The following is a 16,600-nucleotide window of genomic DNA, read 5'->3' as shown; positions in this document are numbered from 1 at the left end:
ACCGCGCCCGCATCACAGCCGTGCGCGGCCGCCGGACGAATCGCGCAGCAGGTCGCGCAGCCAGGTCCCGGCATCGGGTGCCGGGACGGCCGGGCAAGCATGCCGGGTCAACACGTAAAGCAGGCAATCCGCCGCGTCCAGGTCGCGATTCGGTTGCGGCTCGTGGCGCTTCAGCACCGCTTCGCATCGGAAGCCCAGGCGCTCGATGCAGTGGCCGGCCGGACCGCCCGTCACGCAGTGCGCATAGATCCGCTGCACGCCGCGCTGGCCGAGCAGCCAGCCGAGCAACTCCTGCAGCGCCATCAGGCAGGCGCGCCGGCGCCGCGTGCCGCCGCGCTTCGCGATCATCACCGACAGGCGCACGCACGGCAGGTCGGGCGTGAGCTCGATCACGCCCGCGAGCTGCCCGGTGGCGCGGCACTCGCACGCATAGCGGATCAGCGTCCGGTCACGCCAGCCGCGGCGGGCTTCGTCGATATACGCGTGGGTTTGCGCGAGATCGCCGTGACGCCCGATCGGCAGGTACTTCATCGTTTCGGGGTCGCTCAGCATCTGCTCGAAGAGCGCGGGCGCATCGCCCGGCACCAGCGGGCGGAGTATCAGCCATTCGGTTTCGAGGTGGGTCAACGGGGGGAGTCGCATGATGATCGCTCGTCATCGATCGGTCTTGTCAGTGTTGCGCAACGGCGTGCGCCGCGGCGCGAACGCGCGAACCGGCATGTGCGCCACGGAATATCTTCGCGCAGGTGGCGCCGGGTTCGCCGCGCGGCACGGAGGACGCGGCACGCCATGACATGCTGGCGGATGCACGGCGCCGCATGACCGGCCGCGTGGGCGGCGGCGATCGCCGCCGTTCCTCCGATGGAGATATCGCATGCGCTTCGCACTCGCGGGATTCGATCTGTTTCACGGTGTACTCGAGACGTTCGTGAGCGCCGGCTGGACACCCGTATCGCTGTTCAGCTTCGTGACCGACGACCGCGTGAATTCGAACGAGGAGATCGTGTCGCATGCGACGCGACACGGCCTGCCGTTGCACCTGTCGCGAATCGACGAGGCGGCGCTGCGCGCTCTGCGCGATCTCGACTGCGACGTGCTGGTCGTCGCCGGATACGGCTGGCGGATTCCGGACTGGACGCCGTACGTCCGGCACGCGATCAACTTCCATCCTGCGCCGCTGCCGGAGGCGCGCGGCCCGTATCCGCTGATGCGCGCGATCCTGGACGGTCACCGCGAATGGGGCGTGACCTGTCACCGGATCGCGCCGGAGTTCGACACCGGCGAAATCCTGGTGCAGGAGCGCTTCGCGCTCGCCGCCGACGAATGCCACGAAAGCCTGCAGCTCAAGGTGCAGATGGCCGGCTGCCGGCTCGCGCGGCAGGTCGCGTACCGCTTCGACGCGCTGTGGGCCGCGCGCATGCCGCAGGCGGGCGGCAGCCATTGGCCGAAGCCGTCGGAGGCCGACCGCACGCTCGATTTCACGCAGCCGGTGGATCGCGTGATGACGCAGGTCCGGGCCAACGGGCTGCACGAATGCATCGCGCAGGTCGGCGGCAGCGTGCTCTACGTGCGGCGCGCCGTCGGCTGGCACGAACGGCATGCCTGCGAGCCGGGCACGATCGCACACGTGAGCCGCCGCTGGACCGTGATCGCGGTACCGGACGGCTTCGTCGCGCTGCTCGAATGGAGCGCGCTGAGCCTGTCCCGGCGCGCGGACATCGGGCCGTGATCCGCTGCGCGCGGCGCGTCCGGGCGGCGCGAGTCGGCCGGTCACGGGGTCACGCCCGCAGCCAGAAGAATTCGCCCGACGCGATGCCTTCGAACATCTCGTCGCTCGACTCGATGATGTTCTGCCGCCAGTAGCGGCCGTGGTCGGCATAGTGAACGAGCAGGTCCGCGAGATCCGCGCCGCTGAAATCGGGATCGAACGGCAGCCGCAGGATCAGGACGATCGAGCCCGTGTCGGCGTCGATGCCGAGCTGCGCCTGGTCCTGCGCGTAGATCAGCAGGTTGGCTTCCAGCATCAGCCGGAAAATATGCAGCGTGCGGCCCGCCGTGACGGTGCCGAAGTGGAAATTCGCGTAGATCGCCTCCTGGTCGCGCTCGACGTGCTCGAGGCGCACCTCGAATCCTTCGACCTCGACCGAGCCGGTTTCCTGCACGTAGCCGACGTCGTGAAGACCGACGACCGCGCAGAACTGGGCCACGAGTTCGAGATAGCGGGGATCGTTCATGAGCGGGACGACGCGACGAAAGCGGGAATGAGAAAAGGCCGGCGCGCCGGAGCCCGCCGGATGACCGGGTCGGGCTGGCCTGTCGCGCCGGCGGGGGCGCCGCGGTGCGGCGTGCGAAGCGCGTTACTGGTTCTTCGCGATGTCCTTGAGCGAACCGGTTGCCGAATTGGTGGCGTTGGCTGCCGCCGTCGCCGCATTCAGCTGGGCGTTGTTCGATGCCTGGGCGGTGGCTGCCGCCGAGCTCGCCTGCGTGATCGCGGTCTGTGCCGCCGTGGATTGTTCAATGCTCGCGACTGCTGCACCTGCACCTGCCAATGCGCCTGCCATGGTGATTCTCCTTGTGAAGTGACGACGGTTACTGCGGATAAACCGTTCTCGAGCGGCCACGGCCGCAGCGGAACAGAACGGAAGCGGGGCGCGCTACGCGTGCCGGATCTGCTGGATCACGCGCGAGGCCGCCAGCAGGCCACGGTAGAGCGTCGCGCGATTCCTGTTGTCGATGTCGGCGCCGGGTGCTGCGTTGTTCACGTTCTCCGCGATCTCGGCGAGCGCGCGCTGGATCCCGTCGATCGTCGGCGCGGCGTTCGGGTCCCTGGCGATCGCGGAAAGGTTGTCGAACTGCTTGGCGTAGGGCGTAATCGGCTCGTACATGTCGCGTGTCCTGTCGAGGTCGGTGGAAATTCAGGAGTCCGGCGCAGCCGGGTGGGGCGCGGCGCGCACCTGCTCCGCGCTGCGCGTGATCGTGCTGCTGTCGACGGATGGCACCGCCGGGCCGGAGGCCACCGGCACGCCGGATGCCGGTACCGGATCGGCCGGCTCATCCGTCACGTAGATGTGCTTCACGCCGTCGGGCGTCTGCGTGTACTGCACCGCGTCCGACGACACGATCTCCGAATACTGTCCGGTCACCGGCGCGGCCTGGCCGGGATGCTCGATCGCCTGCACGACCAGCAGCCGGATGTTCGAATCGAGGTCGGCGCGCACGCGCGTGACGGCCTTGTCGAGCGCGTCCTTGCTGTCGACCGTGCCGGTGATCGCGAATTCGCCGTTGCCCAGGTACTTGACGCGCACGCCCGCGATGCCGAGCGAATCCTCGATGCTGTGCACCGCGTTCTGCGCGACGTCGTAGCTGCGCACGATATCCTTCGACGCGATCTTCGCGAGCGTCGAGCGGACGAGCTGGTCGTCGGCCAGGTTGGCGACCATGCCCGTCACGACGCTCGTGTTCCCGACCGTGCGCACCTGCAGCTCGGTCATGTGCGCGGCCGCGAGCGCGTCCTGGATACGGGTGCTCCGGTAGTCGGCGCCGTGCCGCAGCGCGGCCTCGCTGTCGGGCGTGGTGGTCAGCAGCACGGCGGTGCCCGCGACGATGCCGATCGCGATGCACGCGACGAGCGCGCCGTAGTAGCGGCGCCGCTTGCGCCGTTCGGCGTCGACGCGCGCGTCGGCCGGCCGGGTCAGCAGCGTCGACAGCAGGTCGAGGTCCGACGGCCACGGCACGTCGTCGGGGCCCACGCACAGGATCGTCTCGCCGAACCGCATCGGCACGAAGTCGACCAGGATCACCGTTTCCGGTTCGGCCGCGGCGTCCGCGGGCGCGCCGTCCGGCGCGTCGGCGCGCGTGATCGCGCGCACGACGCCGGACGCATCGACGTCGAGCGTCACGTCCGCGCCGGTCCAGTCCGTCAGCCGGATATCCGCATCGGCCCCGCCATGAACCCGATGCTGACCCGGCGCGAGCTGCAGCATCGCGCCCGCATGGAATCCCGTCAGTATCCGTAGCTGTTTCATGAGCGAAGCGTTCAATCGATATCAGGTCCGTATGCCGAAGCGGCGGTGCCGTGCACGACGGGCGCGAATCGTCCGTCTCGCTGTGAATGTAGAGGCTAAAAGCGCGCGGCCGGCCGCGGATGCGAAGACTTCGCGTGTCGAACGAAGCGTCGGGCGCCGCCGCGCTACGGCATGCGCCGCAGCGCGCGCAACGTGTCGAGCGCCTGCGCGCACTGGCGCGGCGTGCGCGGGCGGTCGAACTGGCGCAGCAGCAGGCCGGCCAGCACGTTGAAGTCGCGCGCCGCTTCCGGCAGCGGCGCGGCGCCGCCCGCTGCGTCCCGCTGCGGCGGCTGCGCGCGCAACATCTCGAGGTCGGCCGCGGGCAACGCGACGCCCGACTGCTGCACGCGCAGCCAGCGCACGGACCACGCTTGCACCTGCGCGGCGACACCGGCGCCCGGCTGAGCGGCGAACGTGCGTTGCAATGCGAGCAACTCGTGGGCGCACGCGTCGCGCAGCGCATGCGGATCGAGGCCGGTCGCAGGGGCGGGCGGCAATTCCGCCGCATGCTGCGACGCGACCGGTGCGGCCTGGGGCCGGCGGCCCGTCCTGAACGTGGCCGTGGTGACGCGTTCCGTTTCGTTCGCGTCGTCCTGGTCGTCGCCCTGGTTGCCGCGCCCGCCGCCGTGTCCGCCCTGGCGGCCCTGCTCGTCGCCGCCGACCTCGAGTTCAGGCGGTTCGCTGGCGGCGTCGGCACCGTCCGCACCGTCGCTCGCCCCGGCGCCGCGCTTGCCGCGTGCGGTGCGGCGCCGGCGCGCGAGCCGCGCGGCCATCTTTTTCGCGCGCTGCGCCTGCACCGCATTCTGCTGGGCCTGCATGCCGCCGTGCGCGAAGCGCGTGCCGCGATACAGCGTCGCGAATTGTCCGGCCGGCTTCGCGCGCGACGGCTTCGCCGATTTCTTGTGCGCGGCCGCCGCTTGCTGGGCGAGCGCGGCGGAGTGGGGGCCGATACGTGTCATCCGGGCCTCGCGTCAGTTGGGAAACGCCGTTCGCATCATCTCGTTCGCGAAATGCAGGATCGCCGCGCAGGACAACGGTGCGGCGATCACCAGCACGATCGTCACGGCGATCAGCTTGACCGCGAACGGCAGCGCCTGGTCCTGCAGCGACGTGATCGCCTGCACGAACGATACGGCGAGCCCGACCGCGGCGGCCGCGATCACGAACGGCAACGACACCGTCAGGCACAGCAGCATGCCCTGGGTGGCGACGTGAACCAGCGAATCGACGTCCATGGGGGCTCCGGTCACTTGTAGGTCAGCACGAGCCCGTGGATCAGCGCCGACCATCCGTCCATCACGACGAACAGCAGCAGCTTGAACGGGATCGCGACGTTGGTCGGCGATACCTGGTTGAGCCCCATCGACAGCAGCACGTTCGCGATGATCAGGTCGATCACGATGAAGGTCACATAGAGCAGGAAGCCGATCTTGAATGCATCGGTGAGCTCGGTGAGCGTGAAGGCCGGCGCGAGCACGATCAGGTCGGTTTCCTTCAGCGCCTGCGCTTCCTCCTGCGGCCACACGATCGACGCCGAGCGGATGAAGAAGCGCTTCTCGCGCTCCTGCGTGTGCTTGATCAGGAACTGCCGGAACGGCTCGCGCGCCGCGTCGGCCGCCTGGATCACGGCCTGCGACGATTGCGGCGAGATCGTCTGGCCGCTCAGCGTCTTCGCCGCCATCATGCCGATGGGCGCCATCACGTACACCGACACGAGGATCGCGATGCCGTTGAGCACCATGTTGGGCGGCACCTGCTGCACGCCGAGCGCGTTGCGCAGCAGGCCGAGCACGACGACCACCTTCGCATACGACGTCACGACCATCGCGACGAACGGCAGCAGGCCGATCGCGACGACGATCAGCAGCAGGCCGGACAGGTCACTGTACTGAACCATGCTCGTGCGCCATGCGGAGAATGCGGATGCCGACGTGCTCGCCGATCCCGACCAGCTCGCCGTAGCCGATCACCTGGCCGTGCGCGACGAGCTTGAGCGTCAGGTCGGCGATCGCGGTCGGCAGCTCGATGACGTAGCCGGGTGCGAGCGACGACACCTCGTCGATCGTCAGCGCAACGGTATCGGCGACGAACTGCACCGGCAGCTCGAGTTCGCCCACTTCGACGGCGCGTTCGGCATCGGGCGCGTCGAGCCCGGCTTCCGGTGTGTCCAGGACGGTGGTTTCCGTCATCACGGGTTCCTTCAACAAAGTGATCGTTCGGGATTGCAAGGCCACCGCTGCCCGGCCATGCGCGAGACCCGCGCTGCCCCAGGTCGCGAAGGCGACGGGATGCGGCGCGGTGTCCGCACGTGCGCCGGCGCCGTGCAGCCACGCGGCGTCCAGCGACGGATCGGCCACCCGCAGCAGGATGTCGCCGCCGCGCAGGCTCTGCAGCGTGTCGACCGACAGCGCCTTCACGCCGAGCACGAGACTGCCGGGCAAGCGCAGCGATGCGTCGAACCATCCGGCGCGCGCGGTGCGCGCCAGGCACGTATCCAGCCACTCGATGCAGCGGCCCGGCAGCTGCACGAGCGCGTCGTGCCGCTGGTCGCGCAGCGTGAGCGACAGCGCGACGCTCACGCTGTGCGGACGCGGCGCCGGCCCCGTGCCGCGCCTGACCGCGACGACCTGCGCACCGGTCAGGCCGAGCCTGTCGAGACAGCCCAGCAGCGGCCCGCACAGCACGTTCGCGACGGCATTGCGCAGCGTCAGCTCGGGGCTCGTGCGCTGCTCGGCGGCCTGGGCTTCGGACCACGCGCAAACCGACAGCGCGGGATAGCGTTCGAGATCGAGCAGCAGGTGCGCGCTCACCGGGCCGGCCGGCGTGTCGATCCGCAGCTCCGCGATGGCCGGGTCGGCATAGTCCGGCGCGCCGGTCGCGAAGCGGCACTGAAAATCGCGCACGCCGAGCGTGTCGCGCAGGAACACCGGCAGGCGCGCATCGAACAGCCGGCGCGACGCGTGCGCGCTCGCCGCGTCGAGCGGTGGCGGGACGAGCGGCGCGCACGCTGCGCCGCCGGGAGTGATCGAATGCCGAATCAGTTTCATCCGTAGCCGGAAAATGCCGCCGTTGGCCCGCGCAGGCCGCCCGCCGGGCGCCGCGCTCGAGGCAATTCACGCGGGGCCGGCTACCACACCGTGAGACGGACGGTCCGCGGCTGCCCCCATGCCCGCAGCATCGTGTCGAGTTCCTGCTCGAGCGCGACGCTGTGGGCCAAGAGTAACTGCCGTGCTTCGCGATCCTGCGTATCGAACCGAAGCTGCAGGTCGAAATGCGAAAGCGACACGTGCAGCTCGGTGGACGCCAGGATCCGGTCGTTCAGCACGACATGGGCTTCCCATTGCCCGCCGGCCGCGACGGCCGGATCGCCGCAGAACGCCGCGATCTCGCGCGACAGCACGCCGAGCAGCCCGAGGTGATCGCGCTGTTCCTGCAGCGTGACCGTCGCGATCGGCGCGGCGGCGCTCGCGATGCGCGCGGCGATGGTCCGGGATTCGGCCAGCTCGGCGGACGTCGGCGCCGGGTCCGGCGCAGGCGTGTCGCGCTCGTTCGAGATCAGCGGAAAATGCTCCGCCCGCGCGGACGACGGATCGGGTTCCGCGGACGGATCGTCCTGGTGGCGCGACGCGGGCGGCGCATCGGACACCGGTCGCACCACGGTCCGGCGCGCGGCAAGCAGCGCCGCGTAGTCGAACCGGCGCGCGCCGCGCGCGGACCGCGGGCTCGCGTCGTCCGGGGGCGGCAGCGCTCGCGCGTCGCGGCTGTCGATGCGTGACACGGCGCGGCGTCAGACGGTGATGCGGCCGATCGGGCGCAGGTCGACGTGCTCGCCCAGTTCCTGGTACGAGTACACCGGCAGCCAGCCCAGCTTCGCCTCGATCATCCGGCGCACGTAACGGCGGATGTCCATCGACGTGACGAGCGCGACGCCGTCGGTCGGCTGCGGCCCGACGACCGCCTGGATCTTGTCGATCAGCAGGCCGATCTCGTCCGGCGCGAGCGCCAGGAAATTGCCCGTCGGCGTCTGCTTGATCGCCTGCCGGATATGCTGTTCGATCGGCAGGTCGAGCAGCACGGCGGGCAGCGTGCGCCGGCCACGCGTCGCACGATGCGCGAGGAAGCGCGACAGGTCGCCGCGCACGTACTCGGTGAGCATCAGCATGTCCTTTTCCTTCGGCCCCCACGCGATCAGGCTTTCCATGATGGTCCGCACGTTGCGGATCGAGATCTGTTCCTCGAGCAGGCGTCGCAGCACGTCGGCGATCCGCTGCGGCGGCAGCACCTTCTGGACTTCCGCGACGAGCCCCGGGTGATCCTCGCCCAGTTGCTCCAGGATCCATTGCACCTCCTGGATGCCGAGGAACTGCGTCGCATGGTGGCGCATCAGCGCGACCGACGCGTGCGCGATGACCTGCTCGGCGCCCCATGCCGGAATGCGCGCAGGCGCCTCGCGCGCGTCGACCCAGTGGGTCGGCCGGCCGCCGGGATCGATCGGCGGGCGCGGTTCGCCCTTCGCGACCAGCGCATCGCGCTGCTGCACGTCCTCGGGCGACAGCGGCGTGCCCGTCGCGACGCGCTCGGGCTCCGGCAGCATGACCATGCCGGCCGGCAGCTCGACCAGCACGTGCGGCACGTCGTGGATCAGGATTTCCGCATGCATCGCCGGCAGGCCCGCATGGGTCCACATCGTGATGCCGGGAAACGGCAGCCCCAGTTCCTCCTGCAGCCGCGCGCGCTCCGCGCCGAACGACTTGTCGAGCACGGGCAGCACCAGCCGCTGCATGAGGTCGGGGGCGACCCGCACGCCGATCGGGCAGGCGAACTGCGGCGCGCGCGTCATGATCGCGGGCGTATCGGCCTTCGCACCCGAGCGCTGCATCGCCTGCAAGCCGTCCTGGGCCGGCGCGTGCGCCGATTGCCGGTCGTTCAGCTTGTACGCGATGAACGCGAGGATCGCCGACAGCAGCAGGAACAGCACGACGGGGAAGCCCGGCACCAGCGCGAAGCCGAGCAGCAGCAGCGCGGCGAAATACAGCGCGCGCGAACTCGAGCCGAGCTGGCGGCCGATTTCCTCGCCGAGCGAGCGCGGCTTGTGGCTGCGCTCGTCCGCGACGCGCGTGATCATCACGCCGGCCGCGACCGACAGCAGCAGGGACGGAATCTGCGACACCATCGCATCGCCGACCGACAGCACCGAGAAGCGGTTCGCCGCCTCGCCCGCGCTCATCCCGTGATAGGCGACACCGACCGCGATGCCCGCGACGATGTTGATGGTCGTGATCAGGAGGCCGGCGATCGCATCGCCTTTCACGAACTTCATCGCGCCGTCCATCCCGCCGTGCAGCTGGCTCTCGATGGCCAGCGTCGCGCGGCGGTGGCGCGCTTCTTCCGGGCTCAGCAGGTTCGCGCGCAGGTCGGCGTCGATGCTCATCTGCTTGCCGGGCATCGCATCGAGCGTGAAGCGCGCGCCGACCTCGGCCACGCGCTCCGAGCCTTTCGCGATCACGATGAACTGCACGGTCGTGATGATGATGAACACGACCAGCCCGACGACGAGGTTGCCGCCCACCACCAGCTTGCCGAAGCTGTCGATGATGTTGCCGGCCTCGGCATGCAGCAGGATCGACTTGGTGGACGCGATGTTCAGCGAGAGCCGGTAGAGCGTCGTGAACAGCAGCAGCGACGGAAAGGCGGACAGCGACACGATGTCCGGCACGTACATCGTGACCATCAGCAGCGTGACGCTGATCGTGATGTTGATCGCGAGCAGGATGTCGATCAGCTCGGGCGGCAGCGGCAGGATCATCAGCGAGATGATCGCGGTCACGAGCAGTGCGATGCCGATTTCGCCGCCTGCCGGGAACTTGAGGGCCTTGAACATCGGATCGCTCAGTGAAGGGATGGGGTGGAGGGCGAGCCGATCGCGTCGACCCAGCGCAGGATCGCGGCGACCGTCTCGAACAGCTCTTCCGGGATCGGCTGGTTCAGCGTGACCTTGTATAGCGCACGCGCAACGGGCGGGTTGCCGATGATCGGTACGCCGGCGTCGCGTGCCGCACGCCGCAGCGAGGCCGCGTCGGCGTCCATGCCTTTCGCGATCACGACCGGCAGCGGGTGTTCGTCGGGCGCATAGCGCACCGCGACCGCGAAGTGGGTCGGATTGACGACCAGCACGTTGGCCAGGCCCACGCGCGGCTTCGGCGGCGTGCTCGCCAGCTCGCGCGCGAGGCGGCGGCGCTCGCCCTTGAGTTCGGGGCTGCCTTCCTGTTCCTTGTGCTCGCGCTTCACCTCGTCCTTGCTCATCTTCATCTTCTTGATGAACAGGAAGCGCTGCAGCTTGATATCGACGGCGCCGACCAGCAGGAAAATGCCGACCGAGATCGCGCCGAGCTTCGCCAGCATGTCCCAGAACATCAGCGACAGCCCGCCGAGCGGCTGGTAGATCGACCCGACCACGAGCGGGAACAGCCACTTGATCGACTGCCACATCACCCAGCCGAGGATGATCGCCTTCACGACCATCTTCGCGCAGTCGATCAGGCTCTTCGCGGAAAAGATCCGCTTGATGCCGCTCGCCGGATTCACCGTCTGCAGGTTCGGCGTGACCGGCTTGGTCGCGATGCGGAAGCCGGCCTGCGCGACGGAGCCGGCCGTCGACGCCAGCGCGGCCGCGAACACGCACGGCACGATCAGCTTCAGCGCGGTGCCGCCGAGCCGGAACAGGTCGGCGTGCATGCGCTCCAGCGTGCGGTCCTGCCCGACGAACGTGAGCGGGATCGACACGAGCTCGTGCAGCCCGTCGCGAAACAGCGGCACCGTCGCGACCAGCGCGATCAGCGCACCGGCCATCGACAGCGCGTCGGAGAAGTCGGTGCTGCGCGACACCTCGCCGTCCTTGCGCGCGTCCTCGAGTTTCTTGTCGGTGGGCTGTTCGGTCTTTTCGTCGCTCATGGATAGGCCCGCGGCACATCTCGGCCGGATCGGATCAAAAGGGGCGCGCATTCGCGCCGCTGCGACGACCTTAGCGCCCGCCGTGCGCGGCAGGCGGGCGCGATGCGAAGCGGCGCGGCGCATGCCGAAGCGAGTAGCCGGCCGAGGCGGCTTGCCGGGCGCGCTTCGCCTCGTGCGTGCTGGCTTCGCATGCGCGGCGGCGGGGCCGGGCGGAATTGCTATGTTGGCAGGCGTCGGCATGCATCCGACGGCGCGCCGCCCGCTGCACGACCGGCCGGCCCGTTTCCCTTTCTTCGCAGGAGTGCGTTGCCATGACCGTAGACACGCCCGAGTACCTGAACTGCAGCCCCGAATTCATTGGCGGGCTGATCGAGACCGTCTCCGTGGCGCTGCTGGACAATTTTCCGAACACGCACGTCGACCTGTTCGACATCGAGCAGGTGATCGACGCGTTGCGGCTGCTGCGCCCGCGCGTGGTCGAGATCGATGCGCTCGACGGCCTCCTTCGCATGGCGAAGGGGCAGTGGCAGGAAGCGAACCAGGTGCTGCTGCGGGTGATCGAGATGCGCCCGAAGTTCGGCTATGCGAAGGCGCTGCTCGCGTTCTCGCTGTCGTCGATGAGCGATCCGTCGTGGCGGCAGATCGCGACCGAGGCGCTCGCGGACGACCCGGACAACAAGGACACGCGCGCGCTGGTGCGGGCGCTCGAAGTGAAGGACGAGGTCGATCGCGCGATCCGCGAGCATCGTCCGGGCCAGCCGTTCGTCGCGCCGGCATCGCTCGAGGAAGCCGGCGCCAGCGCCGACGAGCCGGAGCACACCGCACGGCACGACTCCGCGCCGGCGGCTGAGATGTTCCACGGCGGCGCATTCCTGCGCGCGTAATCGGGAGGCACCGACATGTCCATCGATCCCGTCAGCCAGCTCGCACCGGCCGCCCTCGACGCAACGGCGGCGACGCCCGCGACCGCCGCCCCCGCGACGACCGAACTGGGCGACAAGTTCACGGCGCTGATGGCGCGCGCGCCGATGGCGCCGCCCGAGCACGCGGGCAGCCATCTGTCGTCGTCGGTGTCGAAAGCCATCGAGGCGCAGGACGTGCAGTTCCGGCACACGATCGAGGATGTCGGCAAGCTGACGGCCGACCTGCCGGGCATGTCGATGACGGAGATGACCCACCGCACCATCCAGATGATGTACGAGATGACCAGCATGCAGATGAACATGCAGGTCAAGATGAGCCTGGCGGAATCGTCGAAGTCGTCGGTGCAGACGCTGATGAAGAACCAATGAGTCCCGTGGTCCGCCGGCGTGCGGAGCGGAACGTCGCGAACGGCAGTGCCCGAAGGGCGGGTGGCAATCCCATGAAGTCGAATCGTCGCGCGGCACGCATTGCGGTCGTCGCGCTGTGCATCGCGCTGCTCGGCGGATGCAAGAAGGAACTGTACGGCAGTCTCACCGAGCAGGACGCGAACGAGATGCTGGTCGCGCTGCTGGAGCAGGGCGTGTCCGCGAGCAAGACCAGCCCGGACGGCGGCAAGAACTGGACGCTCGACGTCGACGACGCGCAGGTCGTGCGTGCGATGGAGGTGCTGCGTTCGCGCGGGCTGCCGCACAGCAAGTTCAACGATCTCGGCGAGCTGTTCAAGAAGGACGGCCTCGTGTCGACGCCGACCGAGGAGCGCGTGCGCTTCGTGTACGGCATCTCGCAGGAACTGTCGTCGACGCTGTCGAAGATCGACGGCGTGCTGGTCGCGCGCGTGCAGATCGTGCTGCCGAACAACGACCCGCTCGCGCAGGAGATCAAGCCGTCGTCCGCCGCCGTGTTCATCAAGTACCGGCCGGACGCGGACATCAACACGCTGATTCCGCAGATCAAGACGCTCGTGATGCACAGCGTCGAAGGGCTGACCTACGACCACGTGAGCGTCACGACGGTCGCCGCCGATCCGGTCGAACTGTCGAAAACCCCGCCGCCCGCGTCGAACCCGTGGTGGATGGTCGTGCTCGGCGCCGCGCTCGCGGCGCTCCTCGCGGGCGCCGGCTTTGCCGCGTACCGGTTCGGCGCGAAACGCGGCGCGAACAGCGGCGCGCCGTCGCTGCAGGGCTGGCTCGACGCATTCGCCGGGCGGTTCCGGCCGGCCCGCAAGGAGCCGTAGGCGATGGCAGGACTCGCAGCGCCCGCCGGGCTCGACGCCGGCGTGCCGGCCGTGCGCGTCGCGACGGCGCTCGACCGCTATCGCGACAACGTCGACGGCGTCGCCGACTGGGTCCACCCGTCGTGGATCGCCGCGTCGCTCGGCGTGCCCGAAGCACGGCTGCAGGACTGGCGGCCGCTGCTCGCCGGTGCGCCGGCCGGCTCCGTCGTCAGATGCTCGCGCGCACTGGTGCGCGCGCTGGGCGTGACGCCGCCGGCGTTCGCCGACCTGTCGCAGGGCAGCTTCGTCCGCGTCGGCGCGGCCGTCGCGCCGCAACCGAACGCGTGCCTGCTCGACGTCGCGCCCGCGCCGCTGACGCTGCGGATCTGGCGGATGCGCGCGCTGCTGCTGCGCCGCGGCGAGGTGCGGCGGCTGATCGACCGCCATGCGCAACGGCGGCTCGCCGACTGGACGGGGCTCGACGTGGACGTGCTGATGAGCGGGCCGAACACCGACAGCGCAAACGACGCGGCCCGTCTCGCCGCCGTCGCGATGCCGCCGCTCGCGTCGCTCGATGCGCAGGCGCTCGCGATCGAAGGGATGCTGCTGGTGCTGCGCGACCTGAAAGGCGCGGCCGGACTGCCGTTTCCGCTGTCGCGGCTCGCGTTGCCGCGCCTGATCGACGTGCCTGCATGGCTCAACGCGTTGCCGACGCAGCACGACGAAGCGGGCACGGCCCGGCTGTTTCGTCGTCTGCCTGAATTGCTTCGGGAGTGGGCATGGTTATTTGGCTGAACAGCAGCCGGCTGACGGCCGGCACCGACGACGGCGGCGAGGGCGCGCCGGCGGTACGGTTCGGCGTGCACGGCGACGTGGTCCGGCGCGAGACGTTCGGCCATCTGCTGTCGATCGCCGAAGCCTACGCGCAGCTCGACGCGGATCGCGCGCGGGTGCTCGAGGCGGCACAGGCCGAGGCCGCCGCGATCGTCGCGGCGGGCGAGGAACAGGCCGAACTGCTGCTCGACGCCGCGCGCGACACCTACGAAACGGCCGAACAGCGCGGCTACCGCGAGGGCTCGAACCGTGCGCTGTCGGAATGGATGGAGCGGCTCGCCGACGCGACCGATGCGCAGAGCCGCCTGCAGGTCCGCATGCGCGAGCGGCTGGCGGACATCATCGCGTCGGCGGTCGAGAGCATCGTGCAGAGCATGGATCGCGAAGCGCTGTTCGAGCGCGCGCTGTCGACCGTCGACCGGATCATCGACAACTCCACCTACCTGCGCGTCGCGGTGAATCCGCAGGATTACGACGCGGCGCGCGCCGCATTCGACCAGCTCGCGGCGAAATGGCGCGAGCTCGGCCGGCCGATTCCGGTGTCGATCGTGGCCGACCGGCAACTCGAGCCGGGCGCATGTGTCTGCGAGACCGATTTCGGCTCGGTCGATGCGAGCCTGAACACCCAGTTGCGGGCCATGCGCAGCGCCGTCGCCCGTGCGCTGAAGCGCTCGATCCATCTCGACCAGGCCGGCACGGACGATGACGAAGCGGCAAGCGGCGATGCCGCGACGGCCGAGGTGTCGGGATGAAGGACGGCTGGTTCGACCGGACGCTCGGCTTCGAGCGCCTGACCGACGAGATCGAGCGCGAGATCCTCGCGAGGCCGGGCGTGCTGCGCACCGGCAAGGTGATCGAGGTGATCGGCACGCTCGTCAAGGTCGGCGGCCTCGACGTGTCGTTGGGCGAGCTGTGCGAACTGCGCACGCCGGCCGGCGCGCTGCTCCAGCATGCGGAAGTGATCGGCTTCACGCGCGACTGCGCGCTGCTGTCGCCGTTCTCGCGACTCACGGACATCTCGCGCTCGACCCAGGTCGTCGGGCTCGGCCGGTCGCTCGCCGTCAAGGTCGGCGACATGCTGCTCGGGCGCGTGATCGACAGTCTCGGCAATCCCGTCGACGGCGGCCCCGACATCGAATCCGACACGCTGCAGCCGGTGTTCGCGTCGCCGCCCGAGCCGATGAGCCGGCGCATGATCGAGACCCCGATGGCAACCGGCGTGCGCGTCGTGGACGGAATGATGACGCTCGCGGAAGGGCAGCGGATGGGCATCTTCGCGCCGGCGGGCGTCGGCAAGAGCACGCTGCTCGGCATGTTCGCGCGCGGCACCGACTGCGACATCAACGTGATCGCGCTGATCGGCGAACGCGGCCGCGAGGTGCGTGAATTCGTCGAGCTGATTCTCGGGCCGGCCGGCATGGCGCGCTCGGTCGTCGTCTGCGCGACGTCCGATCGTTCGTCGATGGAGCGTGCGAAGGCGGCCTACGTGGCGACGGCGATCGCCGAATACTTCCGCGATCGCGGGCTGCGCGTGCTGCTGATGATGGACTCGCTCACGCGCTTCGCGCGCGCCGGGCGCGAAATCGGGCTGGCCGCCGGCGAGCCGCCGGCCCGGCGCGGCTTCCCGCCGTCCATCTTCGCGGAACTGCCGCGCCTGCTGGAGCGTGCCGGGATGGGCGCGACGGGCTCGATCACGGCGCTCTACACGGTGCTCGCCGAAGACGAGAGCGGCAGCGATCCGATCGCGGAGGAAGTGCGCGGGATTCTCGACGGGCACATGATCCTGTCGCGCGACATCGCCGCGCGCAACCAGTATCCGGCCATCGACGTGCTGGGCAGCCTGTCGCGCGTGATGTCGCAGGTGATGCCCGCGCCGTATGTCGACGCGGCCGCGCGGGTGCGCGCGTTGATGGCGAAGTACCGCGAGATCGAGATGCTGCTGCAGATCGGCGAATACAAGCCGGGGGCGAATGCGCTCGCCGACGAGGCGATCGCACGGCACGACGCGATCAAGGCGTTCCTGTCGCAGCGCACCGACGAAATCGTCGCGCTGGCCGACACCGAGGCGCGGCTGCATGCGCTGACCGCTGGCTGATGGCGGACGCCAACCGCCATCGCATCGCCGCGCTCGCGCACGCGAACGCGCGCCGCACGCGCGAGATCGACACGTGGCGCGGCGAACTCGCCGCGCGCCACGACGAACGCGCGGGATTGCTCGCACGCCGCGCGGCGAAGGTCGAGCAGATCGACGGCGAAACCCGGGTGATCGACGGCTACCAGGCGCGCGTCGCGCAGATGACGGGCGGCAGTGAAGGCTTTTCGATCGACGCGTTCAACCAGTGCGTGCGGTACATCGGCGTCGTGACCGATCGCAGGCGCGCGATGGTCGCGGAACTGTCGCAGCTCGACGGCCTGATCGACGGCGTCGAGAATGAGATCGCACGGATCCAGCGCGACATCGCACGCAATACGCAGCGGATCGACCAGTGCAGCGAACGGATCGCGGCCATCCGCCGGGCGCTCGATCTCGCGCGCGAGGACGCGCAGGACGAAGAAAACGAGGAAATCGCCACGTCCCGGTTCATCCGGGCGCGTGCCGCCCAGGGATGACACC

At 69.6% G+C, this 16,600-nt stretch carries 20 protein-coding genes; 8 read left to right on the top strand and 12 right to left on the bottom strand.

The features are described from left to right. Window positions 1–12: 12 nt before the first annotated feature. Window positions 13–642 (bottom strand): GNAT family N-acetyltransferase, encoded by a 630-nt coding sequence (locus tag DIE03_RS03670; protein WP_124447583.1) that lies wholly within the window; start codon window positions 640–642, stop codon window positions 13–15. A 232-nt stretch (window positions 643–874) separates the two neighbouring features. Here DIE03_RS03670 and DIE03_RS03665 point away from each other — a divergent pair, with 232 nt between their 5' ends. Continuing rightward, window positions 875–1,729, top strand: coding sequence for a methionyl-tRNA formyltransferase (locus DIE03_RS03665; RefSeq protein ID WP_124447581.1), 855 nt, complete (start codon window positions 875–877; stop codon window positions 1,727–1,729). 49 nt (window positions 1,730–1,778) lie between these two features. Here DIE03_RS03665 and DIE03_RS03660 read toward each other — a convergent pair whose 3' ends face one another. From DIE03_RS03660 to sctU, 11 genes are all read right to left on the bottom strand, one after another. Continuing rightward, a complete protein-coding gene (locus DIE03_RS03660) occupies window positions 1,779–2,234 on the bottom strand; it encodes a CesT family type III secretion system chaperone (RefSeq protein ID WP_124447579.1) in 456 nt (151 codons plus the stop codon). A gap of 123 nt (window positions 2,235–2,357) precedes the next feature. After that, the gene (locus tag DIE03_RS03655; RefSeq protein WP_046547807.1) at window positions 2,358–2,561 is read right to left on the bottom strand and encodes a hypothetical protein; all 204 of its coding nucleotides are present in this window, start codon (window positions 2,559–2,561) and stop codon (window positions 2,358–2,360) included. A gap of 93 nt (window positions 2,562–2,654) precedes the next feature. Beyond that, window positions 2,655–2,885 carry a type III secretion protein gene (locus tag DIE03_RS03650; protein ID WP_124447577.1) on the bottom strand — a complete coding sequence of 77 codons (231 nt, stop codon included), beginning with the start codon at window positions 2,883–2,885 and terminating at the stop codon, window positions 2,655–2,657. A gap of 30 nt (window positions 2,886–2,915) precedes the next feature. Next, window positions 2,916–4,025 (bottom strand): secretion protein, encoded by a 1,110-nt coding sequence (locus DIE03_RS03645; protein ID WP_124447575.1) that lies wholly within the window; start codon window positions 4,023–4,025, stop codon window positions 2,916–2,918. Between the two features lie 164 nt (window positions 4,026–4,189). After that, window positions 4,190–5,023: a hypothetical protein gene (locus DIE03_RS03640; RefSeq protein WP_124447573.1), complete on the bottom strand. Its 834-nt coding sequence runs from the start codon at window positions 5,021–5,023 to the stop codon at window positions 4,190–4,192. A gap of 12 nt (window positions 5,024–5,035) precedes the next feature. Further along, window positions 5,036–5,299 carry a type III secretion system export apparatus subunit SctS gene (gene sctS, locus DIE03_RS03635; protein ID WP_124447571.1) on the bottom strand — a complete coding sequence of 88 codons (264 nt, stop codon included), beginning with the start codon at window positions 5,297–5,299 and terminating at the stop codon, window positions 5,036–5,038. An 11-nt stretch (window positions 5,300–5,310) separates the two neighbouring features. Further along, a complete protein-coding gene (gene sctR, locus DIE03_RS03630) occupies window positions 5,311–5,961 on the bottom strand; it encodes a type III secretion system export apparatus subunit SctR (protein ID WP_124447569.1) in 651 nt (216 codons plus the stop codon). Next, window positions 5,945–7,111, bottom strand: coding sequence for a type III secretion system cytoplasmic ring protein SctQ (gene sctQ / locus DIE03_RS03625; RefSeq protein ID WP_124447567.1), 1,167 nt, complete (start codon window positions 7,109–7,111; stop codon window positions 5,945–5,947). Before sctQ ends, sctR begins: the two co-directional genes overlap by 17 nt. A gap of 80 nt (window positions 7,112–7,191) precedes the next feature. Beyond that, complete coding sequence (gene sctP, locus DIE03_RS03620) at window positions 7,192–7,842, bottom strand: type III secretion system protein SctP (protein WP_124447565.1); 651 nt, start codon at window positions 7,840–7,842, stop codon at window positions 7,192–7,194. Window positions 7,843–7,851: 9 nt separating this feature from the next. Then, window positions 7,852–9,945 carry a type III secretion system export apparatus subunit SctV gene (gene sctV / locus DIE03_RS03615; protein WP_124447563.1) on the bottom strand — a complete coding sequence of 698 codons (2,094 nt, stop codon included), beginning with the start codon at window positions 9,943–9,945 and terminating at the stop codon, window positions 7,852–7,854. A gap of 8 nt (window positions 9,946–9,953) precedes the next feature. Next, window positions 9,954–11,015: a type III secretion system export apparatus subunit SctU gene (gene sctU / locus DIE03_RS03610; RefSeq protein ID WP_124447561.1), complete on the bottom strand. Its 1,062-nt coding sequence runs from the start codon at window positions 11,013–11,015 to the stop codon at window positions 9,954–9,956. Between the two features lie 311 nt (window positions 11,016–11,326). On the opposite strand from sctU, the gene DIE03_RS03605 reads away from it, so the two are divergent. The 7 genes from DIE03_RS03605 to DIE03_RS03575 all read left to right on the top strand — a co-directional run bounded on the left by DIE03_RS03605 (window position 11,327) and on the right by DIE03_RS03575 (window position 16,596). Beyond that, window positions 11,327–11,899, top strand: coding sequence for an HrpB1 family type III secretion system apparatus protein (locus DIE03_RS03605; protein WP_124447559.1), 573 nt, complete (start codon window positions 11,327–11,329; stop codon window positions 11,897–11,899). Window positions 11,900–11,914: 15 nt separating this feature from the next. Next, window positions 11,915–12,307 (top strand): type III secretion protein HrpB2, encoded by a 393-nt coding sequence (locus DIE03_RS03600; protein ID WP_124447557.1) that lies wholly within the window; start codon window positions 11,915–11,917, stop codon window positions 12,305–12,307. Window positions 12,308–12,378: 71 nt separating this feature from the next. Continuing rightward, window positions 12,379–13,173, top strand: a complete 795-nt coding sequence (sctJ, locus tag DIE03_RS03595) for a type III secretion system inner membrane ring lipoprotein SctJ (RefSeq protein ID WP_124447555.1) — start codon at window positions 12,379–12,381, stop codon at window positions 13,171–13,173. A gap of 3 nt (window positions 13,174–13,176) precedes the next feature. Continuing rightward, window positions 13,177–13,947, top strand: coding sequence for a type III secretion protein HrpB4 (locus tag DIE03_RS03590; RefSeq protein WP_124447553.1), 771 nt, complete (start codon window positions 13,177–13,179; stop codon window positions 13,945–13,947). After that, entirely contained in the window at window positions 13,932–14,738 is an 807-nt protein-coding gene (gene sctL, locus DIE03_RS03585) for a type III secretion system stator protein SctL (RefSeq protein WP_124447551.1), read from the top strand. The genes DIE03_RS03590 and sctL overlap by 16 nt, the downstream gene beginning before the upstream one ends. Beyond that, window positions 14,735–16,081 carry a type III secretion system ATPase SctN gene (sctN, locus tag DIE03_RS03580; RefSeq protein WP_124447549.1) on the top strand — a complete coding sequence of 449 codons (1,347 nt, stop codon included), beginning with the start codon at window positions 14,735–14,737 and terminating at the stop codon, window positions 16,079–16,081. Before sctL ends, sctN begins: the two co-directional genes overlap by 4 nt. Then, window positions 16,081–16,596: a type III secretion protein SctO gene (locus DIE03_RS03575; protein ID WP_124447547.1), complete on the top strand. Its 516-nt coding sequence runs from the start codon at window positions 16,081–16,083 to the stop codon at window positions 16,594–16,596. The genes sctN and DIE03_RS03575 overlap by 1 nt, the downstream gene beginning before the upstream one ends. Window positions 16,597–16,600: the final 4 nt, after the last annotated feature.

The organism is Burkholderia sp. Bp8992 (assembly GCF_003853705.1).
Lineage (GTDB): Bacteria > Pseudomonadota > Gammaproteobacteria > Burkholderiales > Burkholderiaceae > Burkholderia.
Note: the sequence above shows the minus strand (reverse complement) of the source record. Positions and strands in the feature narration are given on the sequence as shown.

Coding starts and splice junctions, on each gene's coding strand:
- DIE03_RS03670 (WP_124447583.1), bottom strand. CDS start 642: ATGCGACTCCCCCCGTTGACCCACCTCGAAACCGAATGGCTGATACTC.
- DIE03_RS03665 (WP_124447581.1), top strand. CDS start 875: ATGCGCTTCGCACTCGCGGGATTCGATCTGTTTCACGGTGTACTCGAG.
- DIE03_RS03660 (WP_124447579.1), bottom strand. CDS start 2,234: ATGAACGATCCCCGCTATCTCGAACTCGTGGCCCAGTTCTGCGCGGTC.
- DIE03_RS03655 (WP_046547807.1), bottom strand. CDS start 2,561: ATGGCAGGCGCATTGGCAGGTGCAGGTGCAGCAGTCGCGAGCATTGAA.
- DIE03_RS03650 (WP_124447577.1), bottom strand. CDS start 2,885: ATGTACGAGCCGATTACGCCCTACGCCAAGCAGTTCGACAACCTTTCC.
- DIE03_RS03645 (WP_124447575.1), bottom strand. CDS start 4,025: ATGAAACAGCTACGGATACTGACGGGATTCCATGCGGGCGCGATGCTG.
- DIE03_RS03640 (WP_124447573.1), bottom strand. CDS start 5,023: ATGACACGTATCGGCCCCCACTCCGCCGCGCTCGCCCAGCAAGCGGCG.
- sctS (WP_124447571.1), bottom strand. CDS start 5,299: ATGGACGTCGATTCGCTGGTTCACGTCGCCACCCAGGGCATGCTGCTG.
- sctR (WP_124447569.1), bottom strand. CDS start 5,961: ATGGTTCAGTACAGTGACCTGTCCGGCCTGCTGCTGATCGTCGTCGCG.
- sctQ (WP_124447567.1), bottom strand. CDS start 7,111: ATGAAACTGATTCGGCATTCGATCACTCCCGGCGGCGCAGCGTGCGCG.
- sctV (WP_124447563.1), bottom strand. CDS start 9,945: ATGTTCAAGGCCCTCAAGTTCCCGGCAGGCGGCGAAATCGGCATCGCA.
- sctU (WP_124447561.1), bottom strand. CDS start 11,015: ATGAGCGACGAAAAGACCGAACAGCCCACCGACAAGAAACTCGAGGAC.
- DIE03_RS03605 (WP_124447559.1), top strand. CDS start 11,327: ATGACCGTAGACACGCCCGAGTACCTGAACTGCAGCCCCGAATTCATT.
- DIE03_RS03600 (WP_124447557.1), top strand. CDS start 11,915: ATGTCCATCGATCCCGTCAGCCAGCTCGCACCGGCCGCCCTCGACGCA.
- sctJ (WP_124447555.1), top strand. CDS start 12,379: ATGAAGTCGAATCGTCGCGCGGCACGCATTGCGGTCGTCGCGCTGTGC.
- DIE03_RS03590 (WP_124447553.1), top strand. CDS start 13,177: ATGGCAGGACTCGCAGCGCCCGCCGGGCTCGACGCCGGCGTGCCGGCC.
- sctL (WP_124447551.1), top strand. CDS start 13,932: ATGGTTATTTGGCTGAACAGCAGCCGGCTGACGGCCGGCACCGACGAC.
- sctN (WP_124447549.1), top strand. CDS start 14,735: ATGAAGGACGGCTGGTTCGACCGGACGCTCGGCTTCGAGCGCCTGACC.
- DIE03_RS03575 (WP_124447547.1), top strand. CDS start 16,081: ATGGCGGACGCCAACCGCCATCGCATCGCCGCGCTCGCGCACGCGAAC.